The organism is Paenibacillus illinoisensis NBRC 15959, from assembly GCF_004000925.1.
Taxonomy (GTDB): domain Bacteria; phylum Bacillota; class Bacilli; order Paenibacillales; family Paenibacillaceae; genus Paenibacillus; species Paenibacillus illinoisensis.
Genome location: NZ_BIME01000004.1, coordinates 25,739 through 43,306, shown reverse-complemented (window position 1 = coordinate 43,306; position 17,568 = coordinate 25,739). Strand labels below are relative to the sequence as shown.

Genomic DNA, 17,568 nt, shown 5'->3' with positions numbered 1-17,568 from the left:
TGAACTCCGCCTCCTTCCCTTCATGTCATGCCACTCTAGTTGGCTTTCACTTCCGATCCGCTCATTTTTGCCTGTCCATCCAATTTGAACGTTCCTCCTCCACCTTCGAGCAGCAATTGCGAATCGGCAGACAACGTTATTTTCTTCCCGGCTTTGAGCGAGATGCTGCCCCCGGCAGACATCCGAACCTGCTGGCTTCCCGTGATCTGGATGCCTTCGTCCCCGCTGAGCCGAATGAATACCTCGCCCTCTTTGCTGCTAATGGAGATGGAATCTGGAGTCAGTCTGATTTCTTTGCCATAAGGCGTACGGAAAATTTTATGATCCGGCCTGTTCAATTGATTCGTTCCTGTTACCTGGTTATCCAGACGAGGGGCTCCTGTCGCATAGGCCTCTTCTTCATTTTGCGTTGGAAAGTAGACAGCCACCGGATCACCCACTTCCGGCATGACATACCAACCTGTCTTCCCCTCTGCAATGTACGGCGACTGATACAGCAGCCACAACGCTTCCTCTGCCTCCTGTTGTTCATCACAGTCCAGATGCACTCTGACATGACCGCCATGCACGGAAAGGATGCGACCAAGCAATGAGCTTCCGGCAATCAACGGATTGTTATATGTCTTTTGTCGTAGTCCTCTGTGAAGGCTAAGTACATATTGGTGTTTCACGATTCCGCCCACAAGCTCGGTATATGCCTCAGTCACGTATAGGCTTCTGCCCCGGAAGTTAATGTGGTGTCCAAGCTCCATGACCTGGTCGGTCTCGATTTCGTATACAATGAAGTCCGACTCGTTGACCTTCAACGAATCGTTTTCCGTAAAGTACATGAATGGCGTCATGTTTTTACGGACCGTATAACGTGTATTGTCCAGGTCGATTGAATTCCCGTGCTCGAGGACGCCAAAATAAAATTTGGGGCTGTCAAACTGGGCGGCAGGCATCAAGCTGGTGTGAAAGCGTGAAGCAAGCCTCCTGAGAAATGCCCAATCCGTTTCTTGGTATTGCACGGCAACCTTGCCAATCTTGGCCCCGCCCGTTCCCTCATCAATAACATCAAGTCCCGGATAATCCTCATCCAGTTCCTTTAACAATTCGGGCAACGTCATTTTGACATTTTGAAATGTACGCGTTCGTTTTGTAATGTCCATCCGGTACGTATGCGAGATGGCCTCCACTTGGAGCGTATACACGTCTCTGACAACCTGCACTTCAACAGATAGCGGAATGCCTTTGAACAACGGGCTCTTATTGCCATCCTCATCTTTTTGCCACACTTCAATCGGTGTATCCCGATCCGTAACATCGACATAGCGATCCTTCCATTCCTCGGACACTATGCCCTTGAACACGAGCCGGGTGTGCTCATTCATCTTTTTGCGGATCGTCAGCTCTTGCAAATGCAGCAGTTCATACGGTTCAATAATCAGATTCTCATAAGTCAGACTCATGTTCCCCACTCTCCTTTCAGCCTCAAAGGATCGCAAGCGAGTTCAGAATCGTCTCGCCAGGCTCCAGCCAATCCTTTTTTTCTTCATCCGTGCAATTAAATCCGTATACAAGAACGGACTGGTCCAAAATCGCAAAACCGATATGGTTGTAAATCTGATTATTCAACCCCTGAACGGAAAACTGGCAGTAGCCCGTGACTTGTCCCGTTTCTGTAATGCGAACACCGTGCTTGTCCCATTGTCTAACAGGCTGCGTTCCGCGAACGACATTGGCCATCGTTTCGGTAAAGGAAGTCAGCTCCTCTTCCGAAATTCGATGCTCCAGCCTGTTGAACGTAAAATTGACCGTGCCCGAGTCGTTGGTATAAATCCATTCCGGCCGATGAGACGAGGGATACTTCATGCTCGCTTCCTTTTCCGAGATCAAACGCAACAAACGCGGAAGAGAGACTGCTACTCTGCCGTCGTACAGCTCTGTTCGTTTCAGAAACACGCTTTCTTTTCCAATGCGGAGCATCGTTGGCATCTCTGCCGAATCAACTGCCTGGGATTTATATGCAACTGTAACCTCCTCTTCTACTGCACCATTCTGATCCTCCTCTTCATTCCCACGATGGCTATATAATATGGGAATCACTTTGCGATCGAGATATTCCATATGAAGAACACACTTCCTTTCCTTGTGCTGAAGTCATCAATCCACAATCATTCGATGTGGCCCACCCACCGGGTGACCCGAACGCCCCGCTCCCCGGCTTGCATTAGCCAAAATGCGATCCAGATATCGATGAATCTGCGCATTATCATATTCCCGGTACTCCAGCCCCAGTCGGCTCGCAATGTGATGCAGGATGACGCTGCGCGCAACCGTTCCTTCATTGAGACACATCATGGCAAAGATCAGATCCTGAGGGTCCGAGGTTCCCGTTCGAAGCAGCCTTTCTGCATAATCTTTTAAGATAATCGGAGATAGCGTGCTGGCCCCTTCTGCCGCATAAGGGACATGAATGACATGCAAGGTATTGAACTCGGTTGCCAAATCGGCAAAAGTCTGGTAATCCCGCCGCAGCCTTGCCCCTTCCTTCAGCTTGAACCGGGCCAGTTCCAATTCGCCCGGTGCGCATGTTGTCTCTTCATCCAAAAGCAGTTCCGAATGGCCTATGGTCATGTCACTCACGGTCTCCTCCGCGGTAAACCGAAGCTTCAGCACATTGACCCTTCCCGTAGCTTGGTATGCCAGTTCCGTAGGCTCTGTCAGCATATAAAGCCTTCCTTTATGCAGCACCATCCCAGGAGCAACAACCAGCTTGTCCGGGAACACGTCTACCTCTGCACCTACAAGAATGCCATCTGCATAACCGCGATAGTACAGTTCGATGTAGTCTCTGGGGAAATCGCGTAGTCCCTCCAACATGGATGTTTTCAGAATTCTTCCCTTGTTAAAATGCGGATACGAATATGTGAACATGAGCGTTGTTCCCCCTTTCTGCTCGTGATCCTCACTTCATTCCGTCAAAGAAGTCCAGTTCCGACAAGTCTGTTTCAAACGGAAGCAACTTCTGCGATCCCAGATACAGCCGTTCATTTCTGCGAGCTACAGGCAACACATGGAAACCCCAATGACGATCATCCGGAAAGACAAAAAACTTCGTCTCTCCATTCACGATGGAATCCGTATCATCTTGCGGAATTTTATCTCCATATCGATCTCGAATGTCTTCGTAGAGCACCTCTTTATAGAAATCCGGGCGGTTCGCATATACGAATTTTCGTCTCAGCTGGCCATCGCTTCCGCTAAGATACAACTCCACTTCTGCCGTCTCGAATGGACGGGAAATGCTGCCCGGAATGCCATCACTCCGATCCAGACTGCTGATCAGCATTTTTTCACGTCCATTATGCGTGTAGGCACTTACGGTATACGGAATTACAGCGGCATCATGCGTGATGTCGGCTTGAACGCTTCCCGTTTTGCGCGCACTCAGATAACGAATCGCCCCTCGAAGGCAGGCAAGTTTAAGATCAGGCACACGCCCTTCCGCAGGTTTTTGCCGAAACTCAATGCTTCTGCCTGGAACAAACTCTTTCAATGCTTCCCGAAATACATCAATCCGGCAGGACTGACCTGTCAACTTGATAATCGAGTACTGGTTCATCCGCCCTTGCCGATAGAAATCATCCAAAAACTTGCGAACCACTTCATAGATATCGGCCTTAATCAGCTGGGTAATTTCCTTGATATTGAAAACCACATCGGGGAACTCATATTCATCCTTCAACTCCCCATTCCGTTCTACCGAGAGGAACCAACGCTCCATGGTGGTGATCTGCAGATCACTGTCACCATCGCCCTCCATCTCCGAGTGGAATCGGTTACGCAAGATGCCGGTTTTGCGGAAAAATTGCTGCTTCATCTCTTCTGCGATTTCCCATAGAAAGTAGAAGTTGCCTCTTACCCGCAAATACTCATCCCGTGAACGATTCTCTCGACACGCAAACGCAGTCGGAATGATGTGTTCTGCCTCCTCATAGCGTTGCTCCAGCTTCTGATAAACGGACTTCACACCCTCTTCGTCCACCTGACGGAACACATCCGCACCAGGTGCCTCGATTAGACTATCAATATCCGTCACCTGACGGCGTCCGCTATAGTAGTCGGCGAATACAATTTTCATGAATTGCATAATACGATAGGTAATGTTGTGACCTCCGAAGTTCGTATCCCCATTTTCGTAGGTCGTATGGATATCGAGCTTGTACGCCATATGTCCATCCTCGATCGTAAAGGCACAGGAAGACAAATCGGTCGTTCCACCGCCACAATCAATCACGAGTGCATGGTACGTCTGCCCTTCCATGAAAGCACCACGTTCCATGCCGTCAGCAAGGGTGTTATAGAGCACAGCCATTCCCTCATCCAGCGCATACGTCTGCTCAATCCGATAATCCGGAAGCATCTCTCCGAACATCTGCAAAAACTGTGTTTTCATCTTCACGGGACTCGTAAAATGCACATGGCGAAACTTGCACTTGAACTGATGCTCTGCCGTTCGGATGATGTAATTCATGTACGCACGCAGCAGATCCATACGAGAAACCATGGCTGCATTGCCATGAACATCGACGATTTCTTCCATTTTGTTGTAATTGTTCACCCAGCGCTTCATGCTGCGGAAGACACTCGCTCGGCTGCTGTACCCTCCCCGACGCATGCTTCGCAGCGCTTCATAGCCGAACTCGTAACGAATGTTCGCTGGATCCGAGCACTCAGCCACACCGATGGCCGTAGGCAGGACTTCAATCCAGTCCGTATCTTTGTATGAAGGATCGGGAAAAGAAACGTAGTTGATGGCATCCATACGCACTCGTCCATTCAGCAAATCCTGGCTGCTCGGAGCCTGAATATAACCGTTATGCAAATAGGCGCCTGCCGTCGTATTGGAGGTGCCAAAATCAATCGCAAGCACTGCTTCTGTCGGTTCAAGTTCCCGGATGTCCAGATCGGCCAGTGGAATTTGAGTATATTGAATATGAACCGGTGGAAGCGGTCCGCTGGCATAATAGGTCTGATATAAATATTCCGAGTCGCGTTTACGGAAAAAGAGAAGACTGTACTGTCTGTTTCCCGATCTCTTCCAGGTTGACCCACTTCCTGCTGTCAAATAGAAGGTTCCCGTTACGGATTCGTCCTTAACTAGGTTGAAGATACCACACAGCTCCATGCTCTCATTGACTAAGAGTACGTTGGATTCGGTTAATCCACCAGGTGCGGTGACCACATAACGATCCAGCTTGTCCACGTTCAATCCTTCGTATAGAATCAGTCGCGCAGGCACACTAATGCCTCCATCACTGCTCATGGGAGCCGTCATATGACGAGAAATGGCCTTCTGTATACGCTCGAATCCGCCTTCAACAGACTGATCAATCCACAATACATCGTCCGCTCCCAAAAATTTTAAAATAATCCGAATTAGTTCTTCCCGCTCCGTCCGAGACCCCAATCCCTCAACCAAGCGCTCCTTGTAACAAATGTTCCGTAATTGAAATGTAGTCATGTCCATCAACTCTTCACGCGTATAACGCATGGTCCCTCTGGCCCGTTCCCTACCCGTGGCGTCAGGATACAATCGATATGAATAGCCGTTCATCTATGCTTCCTCCTTACAACTGCTGGTGCTGCTTAATATAAGGCAATACCGTCCTGTACCATCGTATAGTCCACATCCAGAATGCCAAAATGATGCCCCCAGTAGATCTCCGTGTCGAAACGAACCGGCAGAAAGAGTTCAAGAATCAGTTCCAGCTTCTCCTTCGCTTCCGTCTGTTCAGCCTGACCAATATACAAGAGCAGCTCATCCTTCTCCTCGCAATTGGCATAAAGGGTTGAACGCGGGAACATTCGGACAAGGGTATCCCTTAGCAGATGAACAGCTTCCCCCGTATCATAAAGACGAAGCATATTGCAGGCGATCACCTCCTGTTCCTCCCGTCCGAACAGTTCCAGTCGGCGCCGAATCCGTTCCCCGTATACACCTGAATGCATGTCTTTCAAAATGAAGCGAATATAATACTCCCTCTTGTTCATCCCCTGCATCAAATCCATATCCGCCAGAAAATGAATGACCAGATCAAAGAGAGCCTCCCGCAACTCCACGTGCTCTTCGTTATTGATATCGAACAGATCCCGAAAAATATCAAAAAAACGATAATACGGATTGACTTCAATCGTGCGTTCCACTCCTGAAGCGTTTAGGTTCGCATGACTGAGTTCCATATAGGGCGAATATACACGTGCAGGCACAAAGGTTACGTCGCGCAAATCGGTTCCATTCCGTTTGGCCCGAATAATCAGATCCCATATATAATTCATGCTGCGCTCACATCCATTCCCCTTCGCAGCGGTATTCAGGGAATGCTAACTGGATTTCTGCTACCAGAAAACTCAGCAAATCATCCAGAAAAATAGCCTGTTCTGGCTGAATTCCGTGTTTGCTGAACCTTAAGATCATTCGGTGTTTATCTGCCTCAACACGGACATGATCGCTAACAAATCCATTAAGCGGGTACGTGATGCCCAAGGCGGGCCCAGGCGCTACCACCTGCACCTCTTCCAGTTCCAATCCCTCTGCTGCCTGGAAAGCATGAACCATGCGGGCAATCTCCCCTTTGGATCGCACAGAGCGTCCTTCCTGACGCGCATATTTACCGGCAAACCCTTCCCGTTTGTTGTTGGAAAACAGCGGAAATTCCATTCTACCGATTCGGGTTGCAACGGGGCCGGCTATTTTCAGTACCGTCCATGAATCGGATTTTTCCAGCGGAGATACGATGGTGATATCTTCTTCCGATCTTTTGATATACCGAATATGCGATTCGTCTCCATCAACCAAATATCCGTGCTCAGTCCCTGTTTTACGGAGCGGCAACACATGTTCATAATTGATGCGGTCCGAAGCCGGGACAGGGAATCCACCTGTTTTCATATCAAGCTTCTGAATATTCCAAAGGGGGATCATATTCGTTCTTTTATATGACTCAAACTCCTCCAAATGGATTGAAAGTTCTTTGACCACATGCTGTTTGTCCCATTCATCTCCGTCACCCGCTCCGACCAGAATACAGTCAACGAACTTGAATACATACGGCGCATTAACCGATTTCCAGGCAAGGCTGTTTTTGCGAAATACCTGGTACAGTTCTTCAATTTTGGAGATATACGCCGTACTCGGTTTCAACCGAACCGTTATGGCATGTCTACCTTCACTCGTTACGATCTCCCCGCGAAATGTCCGATTACTTTTCAGTAGAGATTGGAGTTCCTGTTGCCCACATTCTATGTAGAATGTGAACAATTTCATCTCTTCCTGACGCGCCAGCGCCTCTGAAGCCTCACTTAAATATACGGTCTGTGGTTCAGCATCCTCAGGAATGATCGGGTACAGAAATTCATGAATGGGGTCCAGATCTTCCCGCGCGCATAATGTGACATATACATCATGACGTTCCTCCTGCGGCAATACCTCATCGAAAACTCGTTGCTCAATCTGTTTGTTCAGCGTCTCCTGATACTCCACAAGATTAAGAAAAACGCCTGTCATGAGATCTTTGAGCATGCGGCGTTGTTCCAGATCCTCCATCTTGTTAAGACGGTCACGAATCATGTCTTTCATCATGAATCTCCTCCTTCCGCTGATTCCTGCTCATTCGCTTCAGCCTCGGTGGTTTCGGTGCTTCCGTTAGCCTTCGATGTCGAGTTGTTGCTCGTATTGTTTGTTTTTCCTGAGGAAGAAGTGCCGGAGTCATCCACAGCTCCACTTCCGGCCGAGGTGACATTTCCAGCGGAAGAACTGTTATCCGCCGAATTGCCTCCATTCAGTCCTCCCACATTACCAGTCAAGTCTGAGGTCAAACCTGATGAATCAACTGATCCCAACCCTGCTGCATCCTGAGTAAGATCCGCTGCAGGTACAGGGGGATTCAGTTTCTCATCCAGTTTGTTAATCTTCCGCTCCATGGCCAGCACGCGTTCCAGCATATCGATCTCCTGGTAAATTTCCTGCGCTGAAGCGTAGGCATCCATCGCTCCACTGTAGTCTCCGGCTTCATTGAAGCGGTCGCCCTTCTGTTCCAGCGTATCCGCCTGAAGCTGACGGGATTGCCGCTTGATGTCCGCCCGTTTAGTCTCGGCCGCCTCCAGCTTGGTAGCAATTTCCTTCAGCGCGTCCTTGTATGCCGTCTCCGTGGCAGCTGTTCTGGCCCTTTTATACAAAATAATTGCTCCACTGTAGTCCCCGTTCTGGAGTTTCAGATCCCCCTCCGTAATCCAGTCTTGCACTTGCTGGAAGGTGGTCATCTGCTCCAAACGTTCCTGAATCACTTCCCGGTCGAACATGCTGTAGGGCTCCGATAATTCAAGCGCCTTGGTGTAACTCGCTGTTGCCTTGGTGATGTCTCCTTCTTTCAGATGAGCTTCTCCATCAACCAGCGTCTGGGCAGCAGCCATCTTCGCGGTCAGCAGCTTTTTATGTATAGGGTCCTTGATTTTGATGGAATTATTGCGCGCCAAGCTGTAGTCCGAGACCGCCTTGGCATACTCTTGTTCCTTGACGTACTGGTCTGCGGTCTGTTCATATTGCAGCATATCTACGGCCAATTCGGCTTTTTTGGCTGCACTTTTCACCGCGTAGAATATGCCAGCTCCACCAAAAATCAGGAGCATAGCCAGCATGATGGCAATCCGCTTAATCCACTTCTTACGGTTCTTGGGCTCTTCATGAAAAATCTTGTTCACGTATATGGCTGCAGCACTATAATTCTCGATACGGGCACGCTGCTTGCTAAGCATCACTTCTTCAAGCGTATCCGCCAGCGTCTGCGGGTCATTGGCACCTTCAACCGCATCGATCATCTCGGCATCCTGAACCCCTTCCCATAATCCAGGGGTGCAAAGAACAAGCACATCACCATCGGCCAGCTTGATCTTATCCGATACATACGGTCTGATCATGCCAGGTTTGCCCGCGTATTCATTCAGATTGCCGCGTTCATCATGCTGATCCACCCGATCCTCTGCAATCTGGCCTTCGGCTGCCAGCTGGGCAGCAACGCTGTGGTCCTTGCTTTTTAATGCAAGCCGATTTCCACGAAAATGATACAACCGGCTGTGTCCGGCAGATGCCCACACCATCCGTGTATAATCTGTCACAACAATGACGAATCCCGCTTTGAGTCTGACTCGGCGGCTTTCATACTGAAGCCACTCATGTGCAATCTTGATATACTCTGTTAGTCTACGTTTGGACATGGTTGGTTTTTCCAAAAAGGATTCCAGAATGGTCTGCACTGTGATCTGTGCGCTATTCACTTCCGTATCCGTATCCAAACCATCTGCCATGACATAACAAGCCCAGTCTTCGAGCTCGACGCAGCCATAGAAATCCCGATTTTTCAGGAAAGACCCTGCTTCTGAGACAAAAGCCGTCTTAAAATCACTATTCTCCTTCCTCATCCGTCTCCCCATTTCCCGTCCCTGTGCGCTGCCTGATCCGTTACCATCCTTGCTCCAAAATGATAATCGTGGCATTATCCTGATGCACGAGCTGTTTTTCTTCAATCAAATCAATAATGGCCTGGGCTGCATCAAATGGTGATATATCTTTCGCGAGAATCGTCTCCAGTTCCATCTCAGTGAGTGAGTTGTATACCCCGTCACTGCATAACACAATCTTGTCCGCCGGCTGCAGTGCAAACGGCTCGTCCGCGATTTCCATTTGTTTGAAATGGTCATACCCCAAATAGTTGACCAGCCTTTTGCGCTGCGGATTGTCCAGCGCTTCCTGTTCTGATATCTCTCCGGACATATACTGTTCCTCGAGCTGGCTCTCCAGCGTATGTTTATGATTAATCGGAAGCAGTTCTCCCTTACGAAACACGGCCAAAATGCTGTCCCCTACCGCACCCCAGTACAGATCCCTGCCCTTGATCATGGCAGATACCAACGTTGTTCCTCCGGGCACACCAAGCAAATTGCGGAGAATGGCCTGATTCGCTGCATGGGCGGACGCATCCCAGAACTCTTCCGGGTCAGGAAACCGCTCCAACTCTTCAAACTCCCGAATAAACGTTTCCACTGCAGTCGTGCTGGAAACTTTCCCACCGGATAAACCACTGATACCATCGGCCAGTACGGCAAGTACACCATATGGCTCCACGGCACAGGCAAAATAATCGTCCTGTTCGCTGCGGGCACCGATCGTCTGTCCATTCCCGATCTGAATCCCAGTAGTTGCCCTATCGTTACGCTGCCTTACCGGAATCCGGCTCCGGACAAATAACAGCAATCCGATCGACAAACAGCCTGCCATAATAACCCAATAAGGGGTCAGCTCTTTGTCGTTCCACAAGATCATGAAGGTACTCACTGCTGCTCCCATTCAAAGTGCACACCGCACAATGGAATGAAGATAAATTTGCTGCGGCCCAATTGAATCACGTCGTAGGCAGCCAGTTCCACCGGTGAGTAGACTGCTTCATTGTTGTGATACGCGAGGCCGGAAGCATCGCCAGGCAGCAAATAGAAATTTCGTTTTTTGGGATCGTATACAATGACCGCGTGATTACGCCGGGAAATCGTGTTATCTCCTAGAATGCGAACATGCATCTCTTCCGAGCGTCCAATAAAGTTTTTTTCAGCCATAATCCGATAATCCTGGCCCATTTGCGGACCTTCGATGCACACCATCCAACCGGTTACCGGTTCAATTCCTGTCGTTTCTCCCAGATATGGCATCGTTTTGTCATCCTCTGCTGTACGAGGTGCGCGTGGGATTGCACCCGTTGGTTCACTATTGCCGGAAGCCGGCGATTCAACGGCCAGATTGCAATATGGACACGTATTTCCGTGCCGCCTTGTACTGAACATATGTCCGTTTCCACATCTTGTCAGACTCATTTCGTTTCATTCCCCCGTAAGCTTGTATGATGGTACTCCAACTTTATTTCACCAAAATTCGGGTATTGGCAATATAGATTAAGTCCCCTGCCTCGATCAGGCTGGGTTCCTCGATTTCCAATTTGGATGCTCGGCTCTGATTCCCCTTGCGTACGCCTACACCACTGGCCGAGTCAATATCTTCGATAAACCATTGGCCTGAAGCGTTGTTCAGTACCGCATGCTGCGAGCTGATAAGAGAAGCATACGGGGTATCGGACAGATCAATGTCCGCCTCGCTGTTTTTCGAACTTTTTCCGATCAGGACGCTAGTTTCGCCCTGAATATACCATTCCTTCACACTTGTACCGTCGTCGTCCAGCAAGACGAGCTTCACAACGCGTGAAGACAACTTCTTCTTTTCAGCCTTGGTTGCTGGCATGTATTTGAAATATAGATAGGCTCCTCCAGAGAGGACCACGATAATTCCGGTAACCCACTGGGCACTCATATCCCGGTTAATGATAAATATGTAATACAGCACGGCTAACGAAATCATGGCGACGCATGCGTCAAGCCCCATCGTCAATACCGACCTTCCTCGTCTCACTTCCATAACCTCCGCCTGAACCGGCACGATCCACTACGGGCTACCGGCCTACTTTTTTCGAACTCCGAAATATCGATCAAACATGGCGGACATATCCATTCCTTTATTGGGATCGGCTTTACCACCATTTGGACTTTCCTTGCCTTTGGGGCGATAGCCAAAAAATTGTTCAAACTGTTCCTGCATTTGTGATGAATCCGACCATATCTTTTCGGCATTCATACCACCCGATTTCGCCTGACTGCTCTTTTCCCGCGCAGTACCGGATGCCGCTCCCTTCGTCTGACCTGCATTTCCTGCAGAATGGGGTTGCTGATCGTATGCTGCCCTAAGTTCGGGATTCCCGAGTGTACTGTATGCCTCATGGACTTGCTTAAACCGAGCTTCTGCCTGTGCATCTCCCCCATTGACATCCGGGTGGAATTTCTTCGCCAATTGACGATAAGCCTTCTTGATCTGCTCCGGAGAAGCATCCCGGCTCACCCCAAGCACGGCATAATAATCTTTCATCGTATTGGTTCCTGCCTCCCTGCCGTTTTCGGGCATAAATAAAGATTAAGGGGCACCAAGGCCCCTTAACATGACAGAGTTGCTAGAGGCCAATCATATCTGGCCCTTAACATCCATTGCTTCCGTTTATACCGGGAAGCCGCCTTCGATTTTAGTGAATTCGGTTTTGTCCTTTTTCTGTTTGATGAACAGGCTGAATTCACCTACACCTTCGGTATCGCCGAAACGCTCAGTGTAATCCACAACAAATGCGTTAGGCATGTAAACTTTACGTACCACTTGATCAGCTGCAATAACTTCCAGTGTTACTTTACGATAGCAGTCTGCTTTTTCAGCAGGAACAAGAGACCACAAAGCAAGTTTCATGGTATCGTCTGCATTGTCGCCGTCAGTTGCGGTAATAATTTTGCCGCTGATGCGGAGTGTTGCACCCACGTCAGTGGATCTTGCATTGGAATCATCTGGAGTATCTGTGTCATATACAACAGTGCGGATATTATCCATTCCCAATTCGATTGTTTCTGCGCCTTCTACTTTCAGTACAAAACCCATTAATAAAAACCTCCTTAAGATTAGGAAAAAATGTGTCCGGCATGCTCTCCGTCTTGGGAGAGGTACCGGAATATATGTATAAAGGTCAGCCGCTGGGGCTGCCTCCAACACCAAAGTAAATTGTTCGTAATACGTTGTTTAATGAATTATATTTAAACATTTAAACTTGTAATTGCTATAGGTGCTTACACTTTCACGGGACTGGTGCCTTTGGTAATCATAACCTCCAGGTTTTTCACGTTTCCGTTAAATATCAGGTCAATGTGGCACATATTGCTCTTCTCATCGATGATAAAGCTCATATCATCGCCTTCTTGAATGATCGAATTGATCGACCCTCGGGTTCCCAGCCACCGGCTCTTCTGACTGCTCGGATTGTTGCTGAAGAATTTGACGATATTTTCATGCTTGAAATCACCGGTTTGGAAACGGAGCAAGCGCTCGATGTAAGTACTGACTAGTGTTTTGTACAGGGAATCGAAACCATCTTCGGACATGGCCATGCTTCTCGCTTTGTACACGGTAATCCGCTTGATGTCACTATCCTGGATTTGGGCATTTTCCGACGAGAAAATAAATCCAAAGTTTTTCCGGTTGATCGAATCCTTGATTGTGTTCGTAAATCCGGAAATTTCTTTGGTCATCGTCGTAACCACACGCAGGCTGTTGTCTCCTGCCTCAATGTCAAAACGTACTCCCGGATAATCACGGTTCACGCTTTTGAAAGCCCCTCTCAGGTATTCCGGACACTGATACGCAGCGACAATACCCGCAGATACATATGACGCGCCCACATACACGCCTTCAATCCACAATTTCAGGATATCTTCCTTCTCCTTGGAAAGTTCCACACCATTCTCTGTCTGGAGCATACGGCTGTCGATGATGACACCGGATTTCTCCTTCGGAATAATTGTGAAATTCGGAGCACTCGGAATCGCGAATTCGCTGTATTCCTTGCGGGTCAATACCGAACATTTATCGATATATTTATCAATGCCTGCAGTGGCCATGCTGCTGAATGTGGTCTCTTCCCCGGACTCAAAGCTGAAGAATACCTGCACTTTATAATCCTTAACGACTTGCAAGAGCATAGTCAGAGATTCCATGCTGTTCCCGTCTTGTTTAACCACTTTCTCATTACCGCGGAAGCGGGCACGGCTGACCTGCACTTGACCCGTGTTTTCCAGTTCTACGGAAGGAACAATACCGAACCAGATCGTGTCGGTAAAATCATTCTTCGCATTGACTGTATTGAGGTATGTCTCCAGCCGCGGAATGTTACTGCTCTTGACAAGCATATCCAGCTTGGCATTGGCAATCAGCATGGAAGGTAGCATGCCTTTGTTTTTGGTCGCATACTGGTCAAAGAACATTTTGACACCCAGAATTTTCTCAACCAACGGTTTTACGGTTTTCACAAAATCATCCTTGGCGTTTTTGTAAAACTCCAGGTATGTATTGTAATTCTGTACTTCAACCGCAGTATCTACCTCCGTCTGAACCGCTGGAAGCGGGCAGAAGGTTCGTACAACCAGATCCTGTACATACGGCGAAGGCGCCTCGGAAAGTGAGTCATAATCTTCAGCAAACACCTGAGTCAGATCGGTACTTGTCGCTTCATCTAGTAGCATTAACTCGTTGTTATCACTCTTAGGAGCTTCAATGATTTTCAATTCTCCGCTCTCACCAATGGTGAGCTGTCCAACCTGAATGGCTTCCGAGGAAGTTTCCTCCTGTGCACGGCCAAGTAACAGACGGGTTTTGATATCTTCAATGGCAAGTGGCAGCATCGCCATGACATTGTTGTAATTCCGGCTTGCATCTTCAAACATGACATTCAGTTTATCCCCGATATCCAGCTTCTTCGGGTCACCGTCATCCAGCTTTTCATGCTGGCCATACATGTAATGAATTTCCTTACGTACCTGCCGTATATCATCCATAACCTTTTTCGGAGAGATCATGTCCAGGAGATTTTCAAACTTGAAATCCACGTTGGTAATGCCCTGACTGCGTTTGGTATCGATCAGGGTGAACAGCATTCTAAGAAAGTCATTGCTATGATCGATTTTGATCTCCGAGATCGCTTCGTCCGGAATACCTTCAGGCTTCTTAAGCGTATACATGACTTTCTGATTGACCGCATTGAAAAAGGAATACACGCTCGGTGAGAACTTATCCAGGAACTCGTCAAAACTGCGAACAAGCAGGTGTTCGTTAATCTCCTTGATCTTGTCATCACTCAAACTGTCGATGCCTTTTACGTCACCAACAATTGTGATCAAATCCATCTTCTCGGGATTGATCTCTTCAAAAAGCATCGTTCGATTCGTTTGATTAATAATGTCCATTCAGGCAACATCCGCCAGGATAATGCTTAATTGGGCGAATGCTTTCCCCCCTCCATCAATTTTTAACACTCCGCACGTCTCTATCCGCCTTTGGTCTTAATCTGATAGAATCAGCACCATCAGAAATAACACGATCGATAGAACGAGCTGTTAACACAGAGCTGGATCTTATGTACCAGATTATGCCGTTTTGTTTGGAGATTTATGGAATTTATCTTAATCAGCATTGATATGTTTTGTCAATATTCCCCACTATAGGTCTAAAAGCTCATTTTATAACCTCCTATAAACCTATCGAACTAATTTTTGGAATTCGCTTCATTTACTTACGATCCATGCCGATGATATAGAATATCCTATAATTTGGATGATGTGCAATGATTTAAAATCAGTGCATCTTTCCCCCTATTCAAGAGTAAAAAGACATAACGCATGCGGTGTTGCATTATTATTCGTTCAGTAAAACTACGCATAACGGCGTTGTATCGTGTAGTAAATGAAGATTCAGAAATAGTTTTTAGTTTGACCACACATAAAAGCTTGCCATGTTTAAACCAGAAAGGAGTATTGTAGCCTCACATGATATTAATTAAATTTAAAAAAATGCTGCTTATCCTATTGTTGATTAGTGTTTCACTTCCAGCATGGGACATTGCAGATGTGTACGCTGAATCATCTGTCAAGACCCACGCGTATGAAGGGCTCGATGCCATGTTTGTCCTGGATGTTAGCTATTCCACGAATGAGACCGACAAAGATCGCATTGCCGAAGAAGTTATACATATGTTTATGGACATGAGTAGTGGACCCAAGACACGGTTGGGATTCGTAGCTTATAACGACAAGATCACTTCTTCCGTACCACTGACGGATATTTCATCCTCCGGGGCTCGCAATAATCTGCGTAACCGGGTTGATGGTCTGAAACGCTCCGGATACACCGATCTTGGACTCGGTCTCCGGCGGGGTGCCAGTCTGCTTGCCCAATCCCAGTCCGACACACGCAAGCCGTTTATGATTTTGCTCTCGGACGGGGAAACGGATTTGCGGGGATCGACGAGCAGAACACCTGCTGACTCTTCCAAAGATGTGGATAAAGTCATTGAAATGGCACAACAAGCAGGTTATCCGATCTATACTGTTGGATTAAATCGGGATGGTACGGTTAACCCTGCGGAGTTGGAACGGATTGCACAGGAAACGGGTGGTGCTTCATTTATCACGGGAAGTGCGGATGATTTACCTGAGATTTTCAACCGTATTTTTGCAGATCAGATTCAATCCGTTCTTGTATCTGTTGCAGCAGTGACTGCAACCGGGGCAATGCAAGAGGTAACCGTGGATATCCCTAACTCAAGTATGGCGGATGCCAATATTGTCATGCTCTCTGATCATGCCGTTTCGGAGGCACAACTCTATTATCAATCCAGCAATGTCAGCTTCATCCGGTCAGATAAATATGCTCTGATGAAAATCATTCGTCCGGTCAAAGGGCAGTTCAAATTGAAATTCAAGGGACGTAGCGGTGATCTGGTCAAAATCAACCTGCTTGGCAATTACAACGTATCTGCGGTTGCTAACATGGCAACTGAGCAGCCAGTCAAGGGAAAGAGCATCACATTTGAAGCTGCTCTCTATGATCAGGCCGTGGAACCCAAACCGATTCAGGACTTGAATGTGTATAATGGACTGGAAGCGGAGCTCATTGTAACCCCGTCTGACGGACAATCGGAACGCATCCCTTTGACCAATACGGGCAGCGGTTTTACGGGGAAATACACTTTTCCCAAGTCGGATCTATACACGTGGGGACTCCGGATCGACGGTCCGGACTTTTATCGGGAGATTACTCCTGTTGAAGTAGACATTACGAACCAAGCTCCTGTAGCGACAGGAGAGTCCATCGTGTTATCCAAAGACGATAGCACTACCGATGTTGACCTGAGCAACTATTTTAAGGATGCTAACAACGATCCACTAACTTATGTTCTGGAAGAAGATGGGGAGATACGCAAACTCGGAGACGCCATCATTGAAGGCAACCTGTTGCGATGGTCTTCGCTTCACACCGGGAGTTCAAGCATTAAAGTGACAGCAACGGATTCTGAAGGCGCAAGCACCACTACAGATATTTCGTTGCGAATTCATTCTTTACGTGAAAAGGTACTCATGTATACGGGGCTGGGCCTGCTTGCAGCTGGAGGCATATTCGCACTGTATTGGTTCGTGCTTAAACCAAAACCAGTATTCCGTGGCAGACTGGAAGGTTACTTTCTGGCTACAGCGAACGGGGAAGACATCCCGGTGACACATTGGCCACTTACTTCCTTGGATCGCCGAAAAGTGAGTCTAAGTGAACTGTTCGATCGGATGGACATTGGGGTAAAAGTTCCGGAGTCAGGACGAATCTGGCTGGAGGCCGGGAAGAAAGAAACGTTATTGGTGCGGCATGACACGAACTGCACGGTTGTCCGCGGCAGAACACCAGTAAAGCGTAAACACACGGAAGCTTTGGAGTACAATGAGAAGTTGTATATTACGTTTGAAGATGGAGTCACGGAAATTGAAATTCGTTACAAAGCCATTAAACCGAGTACGAATATCTATGTAGGACAACGACAAGATTCACAACAGCCAACTGGCTAAACTGTCGGGTCT

General features: G+C 47.9%; 14 protein-coding genes. 1 reads left to right on the top strand and 13 read right to left on the bottom strand.

Annotation, left to right across the window (positions count from 1 at the left end):
- Nucleotides 1–35: 35 nt before the first annotated feature.
- From PIL01S_RS11590 to PIL01S_RS11530, 13 genes are all read right to left on the bottom strand, one after another.
- Nucleotides 36–1,451, bottom strand: coding sequence for a phage baseplate assembly protein V (locus PIL01S_RS11590; RefSeq protein WP_127537691.1), 1,416 nt, complete (start codon nucleotides 1,449–1,451; stop codon nucleotides 36–38).
- A 22-nt stretch (nucleotides 1,452–1,473) separates the two neighbouring features.
- Nucleotides 1,474–2,109 (bottom strand): hypothetical protein, encoded by a 636-nt coding sequence (locus PIL01S_RS11585; RefSeq protein WP_127537690.1) that lies wholly within the window; start codon nucleotides 2,107–2,109, stop codon nucleotides 1,474–1,476.
- 36 nt (nucleotides 2,110–2,145) lie between these two features.
- On the bottom strand, nucleotides 2,146–2,919 hold the full coding sequence (locus PIL01S_RS11580) for a DNA and RNA helicase (protein ID WP_127537689.1): 774 nt from the start codon (nucleotides 2,917–2,919) through the stop codon (nucleotides 2,146–2,148).
- A 31-nt stretch (nucleotides 2,920–2,950) separates the two neighbouring features.
- On the bottom strand, nucleotides 2,951–5,602 hold the full coding sequence (locus PIL01S_RS11575) for an Hsp70 family protein (protein ID WP_127537688.1): 2,652 nt from the start codon (nucleotides 5,600–5,602) through the stop codon (nucleotides 2,951–2,953).
- Between the two features lie 32 nt (nucleotides 5,603–5,634).
- A complete protein-coding gene (locus PIL01S_RS11570; RefSeq protein ID WP_127537687.1) occupies nucleotides 5,635–6,324 on the bottom strand; it encodes an iron-dependent peroxidase in 690 nt (229 codons plus the stop codon).
- Between the two features lie 7 nt (nucleotides 6,325–6,331).
- Complete coding sequence (locus PIL01S_RS11565) at nucleotides 6,332–7,624, bottom strand: normocyte-binding protein (RefSeq protein WP_127537977.1); 1,293 nt, start codon at nucleotides 7,622–7,624, stop codon at nucleotides 6,332–6,334.
- Nucleotides 7,624–9,537 carry a PP2C family protein-serine/threonine phosphatase gene (locus PIL01S_RS11560; protein ID WP_246058210.1) on the bottom strand — a complete coding sequence of 638 codons (1,914 nt, stop codon included), beginning with the start codon at nucleotides 9,535–9,537 and terminating at the stop codon, nucleotides 7,624–7,626. The genes PIL01S_RS11565 and PIL01S_RS11560 overlap by 1 nt, the downstream gene beginning before the upstream one ends.
- Nucleotides 9,503–10,387 (bottom strand): PP2C family protein-serine/threonine phosphatase, encoded by an 885-nt coding sequence (locus PIL01S_RS11555; RefSeq protein ID WP_246058197.1) that lies wholly within the window; start codon nucleotides 10,385–10,387, stop codon nucleotides 9,503–9,505. The genes PIL01S_RS11560 and PIL01S_RS11555 overlap by 35 nt, the downstream gene beginning before the upstream one ends.
- Nucleotides 10,372–10,905, bottom strand: coding sequence for an FHA domain-containing protein (locus tag PIL01S_RS11550; protein ID WP_127537686.1), 534 nt, complete (start codon nucleotides 10,903–10,905; stop codon nucleotides 10,372–10,374). The genes PIL01S_RS11555 and PIL01S_RS11550 overlap by 16 nt, the downstream gene beginning before the upstream one ends.
- A 43-nt stretch (nucleotides 10,906–10,948) precedes the next feature.
- Nucleotides 10,949–11,500 carry an FHA domain-containing protein gene (locus tag PIL01S_RS11545; protein WP_127537685.1) on the bottom strand — a complete coding sequence of 184 codons (552 nt, stop codon included), beginning with the start codon at nucleotides 11,498–11,500 and terminating at the stop codon, nucleotides 10,949–10,951.
- Nucleotides 11,501–11,542: 42 nt separating this feature from the next.
- On the bottom strand, nucleotides 11,543–12,004 hold the full coding sequence (locus PIL01S_RS11540) for a J domain-containing protein (protein WP_127537684.1): 462 nt from the start codon (nucleotides 12,002–12,004) through the stop codon (nucleotides 11,543–11,545).
- A gap of 126 nt (nucleotides 12,005–12,130) precedes the next feature.
- Nucleotides 12,131–12,556 carry a membrane-associated protease 1 gene (locus PIL01S_RS11535; RefSeq protein ID WP_127537683.1) on the bottom strand — a complete coding sequence of 142 codons (426 nt, stop codon included), beginning with the start codon at nucleotides 12,554–12,556 and terminating at the stop codon, nucleotides 12,131–12,133.
- Between the two features lie 185 nt (nucleotides 12,557–12,741).
- Nucleotides 12,742–14,910 carry a transcriptional regulator gene (locus PIL01S_RS11530; RefSeq protein WP_127537682.1) on the bottom strand — a complete coding sequence of 723 codons (2,169 nt, stop codon included), beginning with the start codon at nucleotides 14,908–14,910 and terminating at the stop codon, nucleotides 12,742–12,744.
- A 579-nt stretch (nucleotides 14,911–15,489) separates the two neighbouring features.
- Between PIL01S_RS11530 and PIL01S_RS11525 the strand changes: the two genes are divergently transcribed.
- Nucleotides 15,490–17,556 (top strand): vWA domain-containing protein, encoded by a 2,067-nt coding sequence (locus PIL01S_RS11525; RefSeq protein ID WP_246058195.1) that lies wholly within the window; start codon nucleotides 15,490–15,492, stop codon nucleotides 17,554–17,556.
- Nucleotides 17,557–17,568: the final 12 nt, after the last annotated feature.